Raw genomic sequence first — 16,219 nt, 5'->3', positions numbered from 1 at the left:
AATTTTCCATGTTCGATCATCGGACTTGCATTTAGCGGAGCGGACGCATGAAAACCCACTCACTGTGAGCGTGCACTAACATCCGTCATGACACCCACAATTTATCCACAGCAATCGGGTTATCCACACGTTGCAATGCGGGGACGACCTCACTATCTTGTAGTTCGAAATCAAAATAACACTATATCTTGTGATTCATCGCGCAGTACGCCCCTAGCAGTTGCCAAGATTGGCCCGCCGGGAGCGTGGCGCGATGGTTTTTCGGGAATCAACTAAAGGTCATCAGCCAATGAACTTGTTTGTGACGAAGCGTAACGGCCACAAAGAACCCATCGATCTGGATAAAATTCACCGCGTGCTCGACTGGGCCGCCGAGAAGCTCGACAACGTGTCGGTCTCCCAGGTGGAGCTCAAGTCCCACATCCAGTTCTATGACGGTATCCGTACCGCCGACATCCACGAAACCGTCATCAAGGCTGCCGCCGATCTGATTTCCGAACAGAGCCCGGACTACCAGTACATGGCCGCCCGTCTGGCCATCTTCCACCTGCGCAAGAAGGCCTACGGTCAGTTCGAGCCGCCCCACCTCTACCAGCACGTCGCCCGTCTGGTGGACATGGGCAAGTACGACAAACACCTGCTGACCGACTACACCCAGGCCGAATTCGAGGAGCTTAACGGCTACCTGGATCACTGGCGTGACATGGACTTTTCCTACGCGGCGGTCAAGCAGCTGGAAGGCAAGTACCTGGTGCAGAACCGCGTCACCGGCGAGATCTACGAGAGCCCGCAGTTCCTCTACATCCTGGTGGCCGCCTGCCTGTTCTCCAAGTATCCGAAAGATACCCGTCTGGACTACATCAAGCGCTTCTACGATGCAGTCTCGACCTTCAAGATCTCCCTGCCCACCCCGATCATGAGCGGCGTGCGCACCCCGACTCGTCAGTTCAGCTCCTGCGTGCTGATTGAGTGCGATGACAGCCTGGATTCCATCAATGCCACCGCCAGCGCCATCGTGCGCTACGTTTCCCAGCGCGCCGGCATCGGCATCAACGCCGGTCGCATCCGTGGTCTGGGCAGCCCCATCCGTGGCGGCGAGGCCTTCCACACCGGCTGCATCCCCTTCTACAAATACTTCCAGACCGCGGTCAAATGCTGCTCTCAGGGCGGCGTGCGCGGCGGTGCCGCCACCCTGTTCTACCCGCTGTGGCACACAGAAGTGGAGAGCCTGCTGGTGCTGAAAAACAACCGCGGCGTGGAAGAGAACCGGGTTCGTCACATGGACTACGGCGTACAGATCAACAAGCTGATGTACCAGCGCCTGATCAAGGGCGGCGACATCACATTGTTCTCCCCCTCAGATGCACCGGGTCTGTACGACGCCTTCTTCGCGGATCAGGACAAGTTCGAGCAGCTCTACGTCAAGTACGAGCAGGATCCGTCCATTCGCAAGAAGACTCTCAAGGCCGTGGATCTCTTCTCCCTGATGATGCAGGAGCGCGCCGGTACCGGTCGCATCTACATCCAGAACGTGGATCACTGCAACACCCACAGCCCCTTCGATCCGAGCGTGGCGCCGGTTCGCCAGTCCAACCTCTGCCTCGAGATTGCGCTGCCGACCAAGCCGCTGAACAACGTGGATGACGAGGAAGGCGAGATCGCCCTGTGCACCCTGTCCGCCTTCAACCTCGGCGCCATCGAGAAGCTGGAAGACCTGGAAGAGATGGCCGACTTGGCCGTACGCGCCCTGGATGCCCTGCTCGACTATCAGGATTATCCGCTGAAAGCCGCGATGAAGGGCAGCATGAACCGCCGCACCCTGGGGATTGGGGTCATCAACTATGCCTATTATCTGGCAAAAAATGGTGCCCGCTACTCCGACGGCACCGGTCTGGCACTGACCCACCGCACCTTCGAGGCGATCCAGTACTACCTGCTGAAGGCCTCGGTGCAGCTGGCCCGCGAGTTCGGCCCCTGCCCGGCCTTCAACGAGACCACCTATGCCCAGGGGATCCTGCCCATCGATACCTACAAGAAGGATCTCGATGTGCTGTGCAACGAACCCCTGCACCTGGACTGGGAATCCTTGCGTGAAGAGATCAAGACAGTGGGTCTGCGCAACTCCACCCTGACCGCCCTGATGCCGAGCGAGACCTCCAGCCAGATCTCCAACGCCACCAACGGCATCGAGCCGCCCCGCGGCCTGGTCTCGGTCAAGGCCTCCAAGGACGGCATCCTCAAGCAAGTGGTGCCCGAGTACCACCGCCTGAAGGATCAGTACGAACTGCTGTGGAAGCAGCCGAGCGTCGATGGTTACCTGCAGCTGGTCGGGGTGATGCAGAAGTTTGTGGATCAGGCGATCTCCGCCAACACCAACTACGATCCTGCCCGTTTCGAAGGCAACAAGGTACCGATGAAGCAGCTGCTCAAGGATCTGCTGACCGCCTACAAATACGGCCTCAAGACCCTGTACTATCACAACACCCGTGATGGTGCGGACGATGCCCAGACCGATCTGCAAGATGACGGTTGCGCCGGCGGCGCCTGCAAGATCTGATGAACCGGGCGGGAGCGACAAGCTCCCGCCCTCCTGTTTCCTCTCATTCAAGACATCGAAATCACCATGGCCTATTCAACTTTCTGTCAGACCCAAAATGACCAGCTCAAGGAGCCGATGTTCTTCGGCCAGCCGGTCAACGTGGCCCGTTACGATCAACAAAAACACGATATCTTCGAGCGGTTGATCGAGAAGCAGCTCTCCTTCTTCTGGCGCCCGGAAGAGGTGGATGTCTCCCACGATCGCATCGACTATCAGGCTCTGCCCCCTCACGAGCAGCACATCTTCATCTCCAACCTGAAGTACCAGACCCTGCTGGATTCCATCCAGGGTCGCAGCCCGAACGTCGCGCTGCTGCCGCTGGTCTCCATTCCGGAGCTGGAGACCTGGATTGAGACCTGGGCCTTCTCCGAGACCATTCATTCTCGCTCCTACACCCACATCATCCGCAACATCGTCAACAACCCGGGTCAGGTGTTCGACGACATCATCACCAACGAGCAGATCTTGAAGCGTGCCGGCTCCATCAGCCACTACTACGACGATCTGATCGAGGCGACCGCCCTCTACCATCTGCACGGTGAAGGTACCCACAGAGTGGGTGAGCGCGAGTTGACCATCACCCTGCGGGGGCTGAAGAAGAAGCTCTACCTGTGCCTGATGAGCGTCAACGCCCTGGAGGCAATCCGCTTCTACGTCAGCTTCGCCTGCTCCTTCGCCTTCGCCGAGCGCGAGCTGATGGAAGGCAACGCCAAGATCATCAAGATGATCGCCCGCGACGAGGCCCTGCACCTGACCGGCACCCAGCACATGCTGAACCTGATGCGCAACGGCCTGGACGATCCCGAGATGGCGGAGATCGCCGCCGAGTGCGAGCAAGCCTGCTTCGAGATCTTCAAGGAGGCGGCCATTCAGGAGAAAGAGTGGGCCGAGTACCTGTTCCAGGACGGCTCCATGATCGGCCTGAACAAGGACATCCTCTGCCAGTACGTGGAGTACATCACCAACCTGCGCATGAACGCGGTCGGCCTGCAGCCAGCCTTCGCCGGCGCCAAGCAAAACCCCATCCCCTGGATCAACACCTGGCTGTCCTCCGACAACGTGCAGGTGGCCCCCCAGGAAGTGGAAGTGAGCTCCTATCTGGTCGGCCAGATCGACAGTGAAGTGCACGCCGACGATCTCGGTGACTTCGAGCTGTGATCAAGCAATGCGGGGCCGGTGTGATCGGCGGCACCATCGCCATCTTGGGTGAGATTGCGCCGTGAGTGACGCCGCCAGCTTCCCATCCCCTGCCCCGCTGCTGGCGACGAGGCAAGAGTCACAAACTCCGCTCGTCCATACCCGCGACGGCGCCCTGCGGGCCCAGCCCGGCGAGAGCCTGCTGGAGACCCTGGAGCGCCACGGCCATCGGCTGGAGTTCCAGTGCCGCAGCGGCTATTGCGGCGCCTGCCGCACCCCGCTGCTCTCGGGCAAGGTGCACTACCCCCATGTGCCGCTGGCGTTTGTCTCCCAGGGTGAGTGCCTGCCCTGCTGTTGCAAGCCGGTGGGCGCCATCCATCTGGATCTGAAGAAGGACTGAGACTCCTACCTCCGCACGATGCTCATCGCGCTTGCGTGATGAGCGCCCACAAAAAAGCCGCCGGATTGCTCCGGCGGCTTTTTTATTGTCCATTCGCTGCCCGGTTCGGCCAGCTGATGGCGTCAGATCCAGGGAGCGGCGGTCGGCCCGTGGTGCAGACCCAGCTTCCAGACCCGGCCGAAGTGCTTGTAGTGACCGGCGGCTATGCCGGCCTTCTCGCCCATGCCGTGGTAGAGATCGAGATGCCCCTTCTTGACCGCCCCGCCCACATCCAGGGCGATCAACAGGCGCAGCTGGTGCTTGCCCGTCCAGTTACCGGCTTTGTCGAGCAGCGGTACTTCCGCCAAGATGGGGGTGCCCATGGGCAGCAGCGTCTTGTCGGCCGCCACCGCCGCCATGGGCAGCAGCGGAATGCCGGCGGCGCCGATCACGTCGTTGGTGGGGCGGCGCTCGAAGAACACATAGGAGGGGTTCTGCTCCACCAGCTCCATGACGTTCTCTTCCGGCTGACGGTTGGCCCAATCCTTGATGGCCTGCATGGACATCTGCGCCTTGGGCACCTCCCCTCTGTCGATCAGCACCCGACCAATGCTCACATAGCCGTGACCGTTCTTGCCGCTGTAGCCGAGGTATTGCAGCCTGTCGTCATCACCGTAGTGGACGAAGCCAGAGCCCTGCACGTCCATCAGGAAGTTGTCGATGAGGGACTTGCTGTAGCCAAGCTCCAGCCCCCGGTTGGCCAGCGCCCCCTGGTGGATCTGGGCCCGGCTCGGGCAACGGCCCGCGCAGTTGGGCATGGCGTAGAGGGGGTACTTGTACTTGGCATCCGGTTGGCGACGCACCTCCAGCACCGGCGAGTAGTAACCGGTGAACAGCACGTTGCCCATGCGATCGGCGCCGCCGAGCTGGGCCAGGCTGATGCCGTACTGGGTGATCCGGTCCGGATTGCCGCCCCCCGCCACCCAGCGGGAGAGCTGGCGATAGAGCTCGCCGTAGCGGCGGGTCATCTTGCCGGAACGCTCAAGCACCAGCCGGCTCTGGGGGCCAAACTTGCTGAAATCCGACCCCTGGCGGCTGTTGACACGCTCTACCCGCACCAGATCCTCTGGCAGGGTACCGTCCAGATACTGCTTGCCCAGATTGACTGGCACCTCGCAGTTCAGAAAGCATCCGGATCCTGTCTTCTTCGGGGGCACCTTGGCGGGTTCAGGGTTGCCCGCACAACCGGCCAGCCCGACCACGGCGGCGGCCAACCAGTACGCGTGTTTATTCATAATTCCTCATCTAACCGTAAATGCTAACATCATGAAAATGATGATAAATCTAATCAGAGACAGTAACAGACGCCCAACAAGCGCCGTTTGTTCACCCACACCGGCGGGACGGCCATTCCCGCAGCGCCTCGGCAGGCGGCGCTATCATACAAAAACAAAGGCCCTCTTGGCCCCATAAATTGCATCATCTGATCGGTTTGCGGAGCATTTCGCTCCTGCCTCAGTCCCACGGCGTGGCGGCTGCTGGCCTTTGGCGGGTAAACGGAACGGATCTAACGGATGCCGGACGTGTGCCCACGTCCGGCCATGAAGGGCTCAGTGACTGTATGGGAGGGAGGAGTGGTGCAGGACGATGCGCACCTTGCCATCGTCCCCCTTACGAAATCCCCAGGTCTTGTCGACATCGACCTCCTTGTTGTCGCGATCGACCAGGTGCACCGTGCCCATGGTCAGCCCCATGTTGCCGTTGATGTAGACGGCCGCGTTGTCGTAGCGATAGCTTTTCCAGTTCTTGAGGGCAAAGCCGGTATCGATCGGATAGGCCGGATCGTGGCCGACGAAGTAGGCGAGCGCCCCCGCCTTGGTCAGGCGAAAGGTCTGCTCCCCGCTCGCCAGGGTGGGCTTGAACAGCACGGGCCCGTCGGCGTAGCCATAGGCACTGTCGAGCACCTGGGTGGCGGTGGCCTTCGCCTTCTCGATCCCCCCCGCTCGATAGTCATCGCTGATCTGGATGAGGGCCTTGCCCCAGCCATCTTGCGCCGCCTTGATCTCGGCCTCGGTGATGTTGTGATTGACGATCTCGGTGGCACCGAGCACGCCGCTGGCCGCGAGCAGTATCAGGACGAGGCCGGCCTTCTTGCTAAACCGTTTCATAGGATAGTGACTCCAGAGGGGGGTGGACTGCATCTCGAAGCTTAGATGACCGCCATCAGGAATCGAGTGCCGCCTCGGGGCGGGCCGTCCGGAACCTCTGCTCCCTACAGCGGCCACCATGCTGACCAAGCCGATCGCCCCCATCCCTCCACGGCTTTTTCCAAAAGCGGGCAACTGGGTTATAACAGGGTGACAGGATGTGAGAGGTCGTGGATGGAACAGCTCGAGATCTTCCCGCTGCAGAGCCCCTGTATCGGGGTATGCGAAGTGAACAACAAGGGTTACTGCAAGGGCTGCCTGCGCAGTCGGGAGGAGCGTTTCAACTGGCAGACCATGAGCCCGATCCAACAGCAGGAGGTGATGCGGCTGTGTCGCGGCCGCAAGGCCAGGGTGGAAGCGGCGCGGCGCAAGGCACGAGAAGCCGCCGAGGCCAATTCACAGCCGCAACCCGGCTGGGATTTCTGACTACTCCCCATTAAACTGGTGATAGTTTCATCTAAAAAAAGCAGATTTAAAGGACAAAAAAGGCGGCCCGCGGGCCGCCTTTTACATTATTTAACCGCTGACATTCAGGCCGTCGCGAGCTTGGCTTGCACCTCGCCGCGCTTGAGCATGGCGTAGGCGACACCGGTCACCAGCGAGCCTGCGGCTATGGCCAGGATGTACATGAACACATGGCTGATGGCGTTCGGGATGAAGAGCACGAACAGGCCGCCGTGGGGCGCCACCAGTTCGCAACCGAACAGCATGGAGAGTGCACCGGTCAGGGCGCCGCCCACCATGCAGGCCGGGATGACGCGCATCGGATCCTTGGCGGCAAACGGAATGGCGCCTTCGGAGATGAAGCACAGACCCAGCACGAAGGAGGCCTTGCCCGCTTCCTGCTCCGCCTTGATGAACTTCTTGCTGGCCAGGAAGGTGGCAATCCCCATCCCCAGCGCCGGCACCATGCCGGCGGCCATCACGGCTGCCATGGGGGCGTAGGTCTTGGAGGCGAGCAGGCCGACCCCGAAGGCGTAGGCCGCCTTGTTGACAGGACCACCCATGTCGAAGCACATCATGGCACCGATGATGACCCCCAGCAGCACGGCGTTGGCGGAGCCCATGTTGTTGAGGAACTCGGTCATGGCATTCATGATGCCGGCCACCGGGCCGCCCACCACGTAGATCATGACGAGGCCCGTGAACAGGCTGGCAACCAGCGGAATGATGAGGATGGGCTTGAGCGCTTCCAGGGTCACCGGCAGGCGCACCTTGTCACTCAGGTACTTGGCGCTGTAACCGGCCAGGAAGCCGGCGACGATGCCACCGAGGAAACCGGCACCCAGCGAGCTGGCCAGCATACCGCCGATCATGCCTGGCGCCAGACCAGGACGGTCCGCGATGGAGTAGGCGATATAGCCCGCCAGCACCGGGATCATCAGGGCGAAGGCCGAGCCACCGCCGATCTTCATCAGGGCGGCCGCCAGGGTCCCCTCTTCCTTGAACGCCTCGATGCCGAAGATGAAGGAGAGCGCGATGATGAGGCCACCGGCCACCACCATGGGCAGCATGAAAGAGACACCGGTCAGCAGGTGCTTGTAGGGGCCCGCCTTCTCCTCTTTCTTGGTGACGGCACCACCGCTGTGACGATAGAGCTTGGCCTCGGTCCAGGCCTTGTCCAGCTCGGCGCGGGTCTTCTTGAGGGCAGCGCCTGTGCTGGTGTGATAGACACTCTTGCCATCGAAGCGGGCCATGTCCACCTCGATGTCGGTGGCGAGGAACACCAGATCGGCGGCGGCAATCTCCTCTGCCGTCAGGGCATTCTGGGCACCGACCGAGCCTTGGGTCTCGACACAGATCTGGTAACCCAGCTGCTTGGCCATAGTCTCGAGAGCTTCCGCCGACATGAAGGTGTGAGCCACCCCGGTCGGGCAGGCGGTCACGGCCACGATGCGCTTGGCCGAAGCCGGCTTGGCAGCGACGGCCGGCGCGGCCTGATGGCGATAGACCTTGGCCTCCCCCTCGGCGGCGCTCAGCAGGTTGGCGGGATCCTGCAAGGCGAGTTCCATGCTGCCTTGATAAACGCGCTTGCCGTCGTAGGCGGCGAGATCCACCGGGCTACTCGCCACCACCAGCACCAGATCGGCGGCGGCGATGTCGGCGGCCGAGGGCTGCTGGCGCGGCTGCACGCTCGACTCGACATCGAGTTGCAACTCCCAACCCGCCAGTTTGGCCTGTTGTTCTATCCGTTTAGCAACGAGAAAGCTGGTGGCAATGCCCGCCGGGCAGGCCGTAACCAGAATTGCTTTCATTGGGCATCTCCTGAGTTTTCCATTGAAGGGGGATTGGTATCGTGCCGAGCGGGGGCAACATCATCCAGACGTTGCAAACGCACCTGCTCGAGCAGAGGGGTCAAGACATTCACATCACTAAAACCGACCGCGACCTGGCTCACCGCCAGCGCCGAGACGGCGGTGGCAAGGCGCAGGGTCTGCTCCGGCGCCCAGCCGAGGCTGAGACCGTGGGCCAGCCCGGCCACCAGGGAGTCACCGGCACCGACGGTGCTGACGACCTGCATGCGTGGCGGTATGGCCTGCCAGGTGGCGTTTGGGCCAAACCAGATGAGCCCCTCGGCACCGTTGGACACCACCACGTGTTCGATGCCGCCTGCCTGCAGCGCGCGGGCGCAGTCGGCCTGCTCCTGCACCTTCTTGATGGGGCGCCCGGCCCACTGGCTGAGCTCCTCGAGATTGGGCTTGACCAGAGTCGGGGCGGCGGTGAGGCCCGCCTTGAGTGCCTCGCCGCTGCAATCGAAGATCACCTTCTTGCCTTTGGCCTTGAGCAGGCGGATGAGGCGGGCGCAATAAGCAGGCTCGACACCCTTGGGCAGGCTGCCCGCCAGCACGAACCAGTCGGCCTCGGCGGCCAGATCGTCGATGGCCGCCTCCAGCTGATCCACATCGGGGGCCTGGATGCAGAGCCCGGGCAGGTTCAAGTCCGTGACCCGGCCGGATTGCTCGGCGATCTTGACGTTGATGCGGGTGTTGCCCGCGACCCGCACGAAGCGATCTGTGAGCTCGCGCTCGGCAAACAGCGCCTCGAAGCTGGCCGCGTTGTCTGCGCCGAGCCAGCCGCTCAGCCCCACCTCATGACCGAGATCCTTCAACACCATGGCGACGTTGATGCCCTTGCCCGCGGCGCGCAGGTTGGCCTCATTCACCAGGTTCACCTCGCCGAGGCGCATGGTCTCGAGCCGGGTGGTGAGATCCAGCGCGGGATTGAGGGTGATGGTGACCAGGGTCATGAGCGAGCTCCCTCGCCCAGACCGGCGGCAATGGCGGCGCCTATGCCCTGCAGGGCGGCCTCGGCATCCGGCCCCTCGGCGCGAAACGCCAGACGGTGACCGCACTTCACGCCCAGGCCGATGACCTTCATCAGGCTCTTGGCGGAGACGGCCTCGCCACTGCCATCGAGGTTGGCGACCCGGATGTCAGACTCATACTCCTTGGCTACCTTGACCAGCATGGCGCCCGGACGGGCATGCAGGCCGTGGGGATTGATGATGGTGAAGGTATCGCTGAGACCCGTCGCGGGGCCCGCCTGCAGCATGGCCAGCCCCTCGCTGCCCGCCAGGGTGGCAAGCTGGGATGCGGCGGCGAGCTTGGCGAGGTTCTCCAACTGCGGCAGGTGACTGGCGTCAGACGCGCACAGCAGCAACAGGGCGCTGACCGGCAGCTCGCCTGCACTCAGCGCCGTGCTCGGGGTGGCCAGTACCCAACCGGTCTGGGCGGCTTGCGTGCGGGCCAGCCAGACGCCCTCCCCCAGATAGGCGGGATCGCTCGCCAACAGGGCACTCACCATGGCGGCATCTCCCCAACCGGCGGACTTGGCGCGGGCGGCAGCCCCCAGCAGCAGCTGATCGCGATCGTCTGCCGGGAAGTCCGCCAGGGTCAGGTATTGCACCTCTTTCGCCTCGGTGGCACCGGTCAGGATGTTGATGATGGTGTCAGCGTCGGTGGCGGTCCTGAGCGTTTGAGCGGCCTGCTCGTCACCCAGCACATGGGTGAGCTGGCGCAAGATCCCCAGATGTTCGTCAGACTTGGCGGCGATGCCGATGGCCACATAGGCCACCTGGCCCTCATCCCATTCGATGCCTTGGGGGAACTGGGCCACCATGACACCGGTGCTTTTCACCAGGTGACGGGTGTCAGTAGTCCCGTGGGGGATGGCGATGCCGCTGCCGAGGTAGGTGGCGTGCTGCGCTTCCCGCGCCAGCATGCCGTCCACATAGCCGGCTTCCACCAGACCGGCCTCGGTCAACTTGTTCGCCAACAGGGTGATGGCCTCCGCCTTGGTCCCTACCGATTGTCCCAGCAGGATCTGCTGTCGCGCCAACTTCAACATAGAGCTTCTCCATCAGGTGCCGGCGTCGCTCAGGGCGAGCCGGCTCAATATAGATTTCGGATATTTCGGATGATTTGCCTGCTGACAATAGACCGGAATGTGTCCATCTGGTGATCCAGACCCCGTTTCCATGCCCGGTCATCAATTGTCTACTGACAAGCTGAATCGTTTCACTTACACTCAGACTGAATCGTTTCAGCCAATTGTTCAAGTACCCACGAAGAGTGCTTTTCAATGATATGATCCCGCGCACACTTTTCGGTGCCCCTACCTCGGGTAGTCGCGGACCTTGTAACTCAAACAGAGCCAAGATGATGAAACTGGATGAAATTGCCGCCCTGGCCGGTGTCTCTCGTACCACCGCCAGCTATGTGATCAACGGCAAGGCCGATCAATACCGCATCAGTCAGGCCACCCGTGACAAGGTGATGGCGGTGGTCAATGCCCACAACTATCAGCCGGACAGCCGGGCCGCCTCCCTGCGCGGCGGCCAGACCAAGACCCTGGGCTTCATCCTGCCGGACCTGGAGAACGCCAGTTACGCCAAGCTCGCCAAGCGCCTCGAGCAAGGGGCAAGGGCGCAGGGTTATCAGTTGCTTATCGTCTGCTCGGAGGACGAGCCGGATACCGAGAAGGAGCTGGCCCGCATGCTGGTCAGTCGCCACGTGGATGCGCTGCTGATCGCGAGCTGCCTGCCGCCAGCCGATCCTTTCTATCTGGAGCAACAGGCCCGCGGCGTGCAGATCTTGGCCATCGATCGGGCCATGGCCGCCGATCATTTCGTCACGGTGGCGAGCGAGAATCAGAAGGCGAGCTTCGATCTCACCGCCTCCCTGCTCGGCCCGACCATCTGCCACCTGGCGTTGATCACCGCCCTGCCGAGTCTCACGATCAGCCAGGAGCGCAAGGCCGGCTTCGAGCAGGCGCTGGCCAGCCATGCCGCCACCCAGCCCCTGTCGCCACACTTGTGCGAGGGAGAGCACTTCTCCCGGGCCGAGGGCTACCGGCTGATCAAGACCCTGCACCAGCGGCTCGGCCAGCTGCCCGAGGCGCTGGTCGCCACCTCCTACATCCTGATGGAAGGGGTGCTCGATTATTTGCTGGAAACAGAGCTGGAGCAGGAGGCCGACATGAGCCGAATCGCCATGGCCACCTTCGGCGACGACAGGCTGCTCGACTTCCTGCCCTTTGGCATCAACTCCCTGCCCCAGCAGCACGATGCCCTCGCGAGCCAGGCGCTGGAGCTCGCCCTCAAGGCCGTCAACGGTGACTATCAGAGTGGCCTGCACTACGTGAGCCGTACTCTCAAGCGCCGCCGTCAGCCCTGACCCATTCACGCCGAGGGCGGCCAGCTCACCCCTGAGCCGCCCACAAGCGCCGCAGTCAGCCTTAATCCATTCACGCCGAGGGCGGCCAGCTTCCCCCTGAGCCACCCACAAGCGCAGCCATCTGCCTCAATCCATTCGCGCCGAGGGCGTTCCCGACCGCCACCCCACAGGCGACGTCGCGACCAGCGGAGACGCCTGTACGGGCGAGGACACCATCACCATCTCAGCACATTTTTCCACCAACAAAATGCCTCGATGTAATGTTTTATTTCCACTCATGGCCATTCATCAGTACAAGATCCGCCTTCGATCGCTTGTTTACGCTATTTTAATCCGCTAACGTGGCAACCCTATTTTACAAACAACGGGTTTTCGTAACGATGCATCCACGCCGATATTGCTAGCCTCCGGCCTCGCCCCCCGGAGGCGCCTCTCGCTCCTGCCCCTGGCACCCTTCTTCTGAATTCGGATGGACATCATGAACACCAAGATACTGGGTTGTACCCTGCTCATCGCCGGCACCACCATAGGCGCCGGCATGCTGGCCCTGCCGCTGGCTTCTTCCTCCCTCGGTGGCCCCGCTACCCTGCTGCTGATGGTCGGACTCTGGGCCCTGATGGCCTTCACCGCCATGCTGCAGGTGGAGGCCAGCCTCAACACCGGCAAGTGGTACCTGCACCAGCTGGCGGATCACCTGCTCGGCCCCTGGGGCAAACGCATCGCCTCCTTCTGCATCCTGATGCTGTTCTATTCCCTGGCCTCCGCCTACATCAGCGGCGGCAGCAGCCTGCTGGCCCAAGCCCTGGCCGATGCGGGCATGAGCGTCAGCCAGGAGCAGGCAGCCTGGGCCTTCACCCTGCTGTTTGGCGGCATGGTGTGCGTCGGCACCAAACAGGTGGATTACCTCAACCGGCTGATGTTCACCGTGAAACTGGTGATCATGGTCGGGGTGCTGGCGCTGCTGCTGCCCCGCGCAGAAGGGCAACATTTGCTCTCCATGCCGCTCGGCCAGGGTCTGCTGCTGGCCGGCCTGCCGGTCATCTTCACCTCGTTCGGCTTCCACGGCTCCATCCCGAGCGTGATGCTCTACCTGGGTGATTGCCCCAAGCGGCTGCGCCGAGTGTTCGTGTGGGGCTCCGCCCTGCCGCTCATTCTCTACGTGCTGTGGCAGGTGGCCATCCTGGGCCTGCTCGGCCAAGAGAGCCTGATCCAGACCGGTGGGGCGCTCGACAGCCTGCTTGCCAACGTCGGCAACCTGGTCAGCTGGCCCGCCTTCAACCAGGCCATGCACCTCTTTGCGGATCTCGCGCTCGCCACCTCCTTCCTCGGGGTGACCCTCGGCCTGTTCGACTTCATGGCCAAGGTGACCCATCGCAAGGACAATGCCGGTGGACGCATCCAGACCGGGCTCATCACCTTCGTGCCGCCCCTGCTGTTTGCGCTCTACTTCCCTCAGGGCTTCATCATGGCGCTCGGTTATGCGGCCATTGCGCTGGCGGTGCTGGCGGTGCTGCTGCCGGTGACCCTGGTTTGGCAGAGCCGCAAACGGGCCGAGGCGCACCACTACCGCGCCCCGGGCGGCGTGCTGGCCCTGGGCCTGGCCGGTGCCATGGGCGTGTTGATCGTCGGGGTACAGGTCAGCGTCAGCCTCGGCTTCCTGCCCGCGCTCTGATAGCCATCGGTTGAAAAGACAAAAGCCCCGCCCCATTGACGGGGCTTTTTGTTGGCCCACTTCTAAGCCCAGCCATGGGCTGGCCAAGAGATCTATCCATAACAACAATGACCATATTTGTGCATATATGTATGCATGTATACATATATGCACAACTCTTCTACACTGATAGCCAAGCGATAAGCCATATCAGTACCCGCTTCGGCGCAGAAGATCAGGAGGCATCATGGTCGCAACAGCACAGGTATCCCGGCGAGATAACGCCATCGATCCCAGCAAGGCGCTGCCGGTGGTGTTTCGCATCCTGGACAAGTGGCAATGCAGCACGGATGAACAGCTGATGCTGCTTGGCATCTCATCTCGTTCAACCTTGAACAAGTACAAGGAGTCGAGCGGCGGGATCCGCCTCGGGGTCGATCTGCAGGAGCGGATGAGCTACATCCTCAACATCCACAAGAGCTTGCGGGTGCTGTTCAGCCTTGATGAGAGCATCTACGGCTGGGTGCGCAAGCCCAACAGCCACCCCTTCTTCGCCGGGCGCAGCGCCATGGACGTTATGCAGGGGGGGCGCGTCGCCGATCTCTATGAGGTGGCCAACCGCCTGCACGCCTGGCGCGGGGGCATGGCCTGATGCAAGAGCCGCCGTCGATTGACCTCGAGGGGGAACAAGCCTATCGGATCATTCCGAGCCGCTATCCCCCGATCTGCCTCTATGAAGATGTGGCCAATGCGGATGAACTGGAGGCGGTCTGGGCCATAGAGGCGCTGACCAACGATCGCCTGCGGGAAGAGGCCGGCGAGCTTACCAGGGTCGCAAAAGAAGACTGGCTGGTGGGGCTGCCCGGGGGCAGCTATGTGATGGCCGCCTTCACCCACCTCAATCCGGAGGGCGCCCGTTTCACCACGGGGGACTTTGGCGGCTACTACTGCTCCCCCCTGCTCGATACCGCGGTGAAAGAGACCGTCTATCACCAGGAGCGCGTCTTCGGTTACACCCGGGAGCCTGCCCAGAAGGTGCAGATGCGGGTGCTCCACACCGAGTTTCGCGCCAGGCTGACCGATATCACCGGGGAGAGCTTTCTCACTACGCCCCTCTATCACGCCACCGATTACGGCCAGTCCCAAGACTTTGCAAGGGAGCAGAAGGCCCGGGACGTGGACGGCATCCGTTACCGCTCGGTGCGCCACAGCGGCCACGACTGCCAGGTTCTCTACCGCCCTCGCCTCATCACCAAAATTCACCAGACCCAGCATCTGGAGTACCACTGGAACGGCAGCGCCATCACCAATGTGCTCGAGATCAGACTCTATGGGGAATAATCACATCTCCGACAAGACATAACCCCACCAGACTGGCGGAGCTCTATATCAAAAAGATGTGTGTTCCAATATGCCTAACTAATACCGCTGATACCAACAGCGGCCATTGGAGCAGTGCAGCCCAGTGCTCGGGCACTTCCCGCTTGCTCCAGCCTTGCGCCTGCTCTGCATCCACTTTCAGGACCAGATGATACTGGTTGATCATCACCGCATAGGTGCAGATAGCAATGGCAAAAATCCGCGACAACTGGCCAAGCCGGTCGACCCCCCACAGACGGCGATGCTCGTAGCTCTGCCCCGAGTAAGCATCTTCCCCACACAGGAAGGCCCGCCGCACACAGCGGCTGACACATGGTAGTAAGACGTATCCTGCAGACTGATTTGACGTGAAAGGGCAATGGGCATCGCAACTTCCTCGGCAGTGATGCCTCAAGCCAAGCAGGCCGCTACGCCCCAGTCAAAATGGTGGGTGTCCCAGAATCTTTTGTTCGTTGCTATCTTCGCGAATGCCCGATCACGCCTCGCTAATCGAACCTACGGGCCGAGTCTTCTTCTCGGACTCTTTTCCTATATGGCAAATAATAGGATAACCATAAAATAACTCCTAATAGGAGGCCTATTCCAGCCACGTTCAATGATATATAAATGTGCTCCTCTTCAAAAAACAATATTTCTTTGAATGTAGGCTGCCATAGAAAGAAAAGACTAAACATAAACATAAGCACCGGAATAGTAATGCATGAGTATATGAACAGCATCACTAACTTCCACCTAGATATATAATCCATTATTCATCTCCCGGTGCATTACTTTTAGGTGGATTAAGAGAGCCTGATGTTAAAGAATCAAAAACATTACCACTCACAGATGGAATCGAACTTTGAGGAACAGGTTTTGATATTGTCCACACCCCACTTGATACCCATTCATATTGCTTGGATACAGGGTTTAAAACTTTGTCAAAAGGTATTTTTAATAGATTTCCTGTTCTATACCCTAACCCCGAGCTAGTAGTACTCAGCAGCGCCGACATAACTGGGTCATCACCACTGATTTCAGCTTGGCAATAACCGCCAGCAGCATTCCAAGATACTGTTGGATTGTAACCTTTACCGGCTGTGATTCCGCCGACGATTACAGAACCAAGTACATCAGATAGTTTTACCTCACCGGTAACACCATATTGAATACCTGCATTCGCCGATCCTGCGACACCCACCGCAATAAGCT

General features: G+C 61.0%; 14 protein-coding genes and 1 pseudogene. 8 read left to right on the top strand and 7 right to left on the bottom strand.

The genetic code is table 11. The annotated features are described in order from the left end of the window. Positions 1–289 precede the first annotated feature (289 nt). The 3 genes from nrdA to yfaE all read left to right on the top strand — a co-directional run bounded on the left by nrdA (position 290) and on the right by yfaE (position 4,136). Positions 290–2,557: a class 1a ribonucleoside-diphosphate reductase subunit alpha gene (gene nrdA / locus BN1124_RS00795; RefSeq protein WP_042638184.1), complete on the top strand. Its 2,268-nt coding sequence runs from the start codon at positions 290–292 to the stop codon at positions 2,555–2,557. 66 nt (positions 2,558–2,623) lie between these two features. After that, the gene (nrdB, locus tag BN1124_RS00790) at positions 2,624–3,757 is read left to right on the top strand and encodes a class Ia ribonucleoside-diphosphate reductase subunit beta (RefSeq protein WP_042638183.1); all 1,134 of its coding nucleotides are present in this window, start codon (positions 2,624–2,626) and stop codon (positions 3,755–3,757) included. 61 nt (positions 3,758–3,818) lie between these two features. Further along, a complete protein-coding gene (gene yfaE / locus BN1124_RS00785; protein ID WP_042638181.1) occupies positions 3,819–4,136 on the top strand; it encodes a class I ribonucleotide reductase maintenance protein YfaE in 318 nt (105 codons plus the stop codon). A gap of 122 nt (positions 4,137–4,258) precedes the next feature. Here yfaE and mltA read toward each other — a convergent pair whose 3' ends face one another. Then, a complete protein-coding gene (gene mltA / locus BN1124_RS00780; protein ID WP_042638179.1) occupies positions 4,259–5,410 on the bottom strand; it encodes a murein transglycosylase A in 1,152 nt (383 codons plus the stop codon). A gap of 315 nt (positions 5,411–5,725) precedes the next feature. Continuing rightward, positions 5,726–6,283, bottom strand: a complete 558-nt coding sequence (locus BN1124_RS00775) for a hypothetical protein (protein WP_042638177.1) — start codon at positions 6,281–6,283, stop codon at positions 5,726–5,728. A gap of 213 nt (positions 6,284–6,496) precedes the next feature. On the opposite strand from BN1124_RS00775, the gene BN1124_RS00770 reads away from it, so the two are divergent. After that, positions 6,497–6,748: a DUF1289 domain-containing protein gene (locus BN1124_RS00770; protein ID WP_042638176.1), complete on the top strand. Its 252-nt coding sequence runs from the start codon at positions 6,497–6,499 to the stop codon at positions 6,746–6,748. A 104-nt stretch (positions 6,749–6,852) separates the two neighbouring features. Here BN1124_RS00770 and fruA read toward each other — a convergent pair whose 3' ends face one another. The 3 genes from fruA to fruB are packed head-to-tail and all read right to left on the bottom strand — an operon-like array spanning position 6,853 to position 10,669. Next, entirely contained in the window at positions 6,853–8,577 is a 1,725-nt protein-coding gene (gene fruA / locus BN1124_RS00765) for a PTS fructose transporter subunit IIBC (RefSeq protein WP_042638174.1), read from the bottom strand. Continuing rightward, complete coding sequence (gene pfkB, locus BN1124_RS00760; RefSeq protein WP_042638172.1) at positions 8,574–9,569, bottom strand: 1-phosphofructokinase; 996 nt, start codon at positions 9,567–9,569, stop codon at positions 8,574–8,576. The genes fruA and pfkB overlap by 4 nt, the downstream gene beginning before the upstream one ends. Beyond that, positions 9,566–10,669, bottom strand: coding sequence for a fused PTS fructose transporter subunit IIA/HPr protein (gene fruB, locus BN1124_RS00755; protein WP_042638171.1), 1,104 nt, complete (start codon positions 10,667–10,669; stop codon positions 9,566–9,568). Before fruB ends, pfkB begins: the two co-directional genes overlap by 4 nt. Before the next feature lie 311 nt (positions 10,670–10,980). Here fruB and cra point away from each other — a divergent pair, with 311 nt between their 5' ends. The 4 genes from cra to BN1124_RS00735 all read left to right on the top strand — a co-directional run bounded on the left by cra (position 10,981) and on the right by BN1124_RS00735 (position 14,989). Next, on the top strand, positions 10,981–11,997 hold the full coding sequence (cra, locus tag BN1124_RS00750; RefSeq protein WP_082041388.1) for a catabolite repressor/activator: 1,017 nt from the start codon (positions 10,981–10,983) through the stop codon (positions 11,995–11,997). A 478-nt stretch (positions 11,998–12,475) separates the two neighbouring features. After that, positions 12,476–13,669, top strand: a complete 1,194-nt coding sequence (locus BN1124_RS00745; RefSeq protein WP_042638941.1) for an aromatic amino acid transport family protein — start codon at positions 12,476–12,478, stop codon at positions 13,667–13,669. A gap of 226 nt (positions 13,670–13,895) precedes the next feature. Then, on the top strand, positions 13,896–14,300 hold the full coding sequence (locus tag BN1124_RS00740; RefSeq protein ID WP_042638170.1) for an MbcA/ParS/Xre antitoxin family protein: 405 nt from the start codon (positions 13,896–13,898) through the stop codon (positions 14,298–14,300). Next, positions 14,300–14,989, top strand: coding sequence for an RES family NAD+ phosphorylase (locus tag BN1124_RS00735; protein ID WP_042638169.1), 690 nt, complete (start codon positions 14,300–14,302; stop codon positions 14,987–14,989). Before BN1124_RS00740 ends, BN1124_RS00735 begins: the two co-directional genes overlap by 1 nt. A gap of 91 nt (positions 14,990–15,080) precedes the next feature. Here BN1124_RS00735 and BN1124_RS21815 read toward each other — a convergent pair. Both BN1124_RS21815 and BN1124_RS21475 read right to left on the bottom strand, forming a co-directional pair. Then, a pseudogene (locus BN1124_RS21815) lies at positions 15,081–15,394 on the bottom strand (alpha-amylase family glycosyl hydrolase); the annotation flags it as partial. 382 nt (positions 15,395–15,776) lie between these two features. Continuing rightward, positions 15,777–16,208, bottom strand: coding sequence for a hypothetical protein (locus BN1124_RS21475; protein WP_197066150.1), 432 nt, complete (start codon positions 16,206–16,208; stop codon positions 15,777–15,779). Positions 16,209–16,219 lie beyond the last annotated feature (11 nt).

This window comes from Aeromonas eucrenophila (genome assembly GCF_000819865.1).
In the GTDB taxonomy this organism is placed as follows: domain Bacteria; phylum Pseudomonadota; class Gammaproteobacteria; order Enterobacterales; family Aeromonadaceae; genus Aeromonas; species Aeromonas eucrenophila.
The sequence above is the reverse complement of the archived record's forward strand: the minus strand, read 5'-3'. Positions and strand labels throughout refer to the sequence as shown.

Coding starts and splice junctions, on each gene's coding strand:
- nrdA (WP_042638184.1), top strand. CDS start 290: ATGAACTTGTTTGTGACGAAGCGTAACGGCCACAAAGAACCCATCGAT.
- nrdB (WP_042638183.1), top strand. CDS start 2,624: ATGGCCTATTCAACTTTCTGTCAGACCCAAAATGACCAGCTCAAGGAG.
- mltA (WP_042638179.1), bottom strand. CDS start 5,410: ATGAATAAACACGCGTACTGGTTGGCCGCCGCCGTGGTCGGGCTGGCC.
- BN1124_RS00775 (WP_042638177.1), bottom strand. CDS start 6,283: ATGAAACGGTTTAGCAAGAAGGCCGGCCTCGTCCTGATACTGCTCGCG.
- BN1124_RS00770 (WP_042638176.1), top strand. CDS start 6,497: ATGGAACAGCTCGAGATCTTCCCGCTGCAGAGCCCCTGTATCGGGGTA.
- fruA (WP_042638174.1), bottom strand. CDS start 8,577: ATGAAAGCAATTCTGGTTACGGCCTGCCCGGCGGGCATTGCCACCAGC.
- pfkB (WP_042638172.1), bottom strand. CDS start 9,569: ATGACCCTGGTCACCATCACCCTCAATCCCGCGCTGGATCTCACCACC.
- fruB (WP_042638171.1), bottom strand. CDS start 10,669: ATGTTGAAGTTGGCGCGACAGCAGATCCTGCTGGGACAATCGGTAGGG.
- cra (WP_082041388.1), top strand. CDS start 10,981: ATGATGAAACTGGATGAAATTGCCGCCCTGGCCGGTGTCTCTCGTACC.
- BN1124_RS00745 (WP_042638941.1), top strand. CDS start 12,476: ATGAACACCAAGATACTGGGTTGTACCCTGCTCATCGCCGGCACCACC.
- BN1124_RS00740 (WP_042638170.1), top strand. CDS start 13,896: ATGGTCGCAACAGCACAGGTATCCCGGCGAGATAACGCCATCGATCCC.
- BN1124_RS00735 (WP_042638169.1), top strand. CDS start 14,300: ATGCAAGAGCCGCCGTCGATTGACCTCGAGGGGGAACAAGCCTATCGG.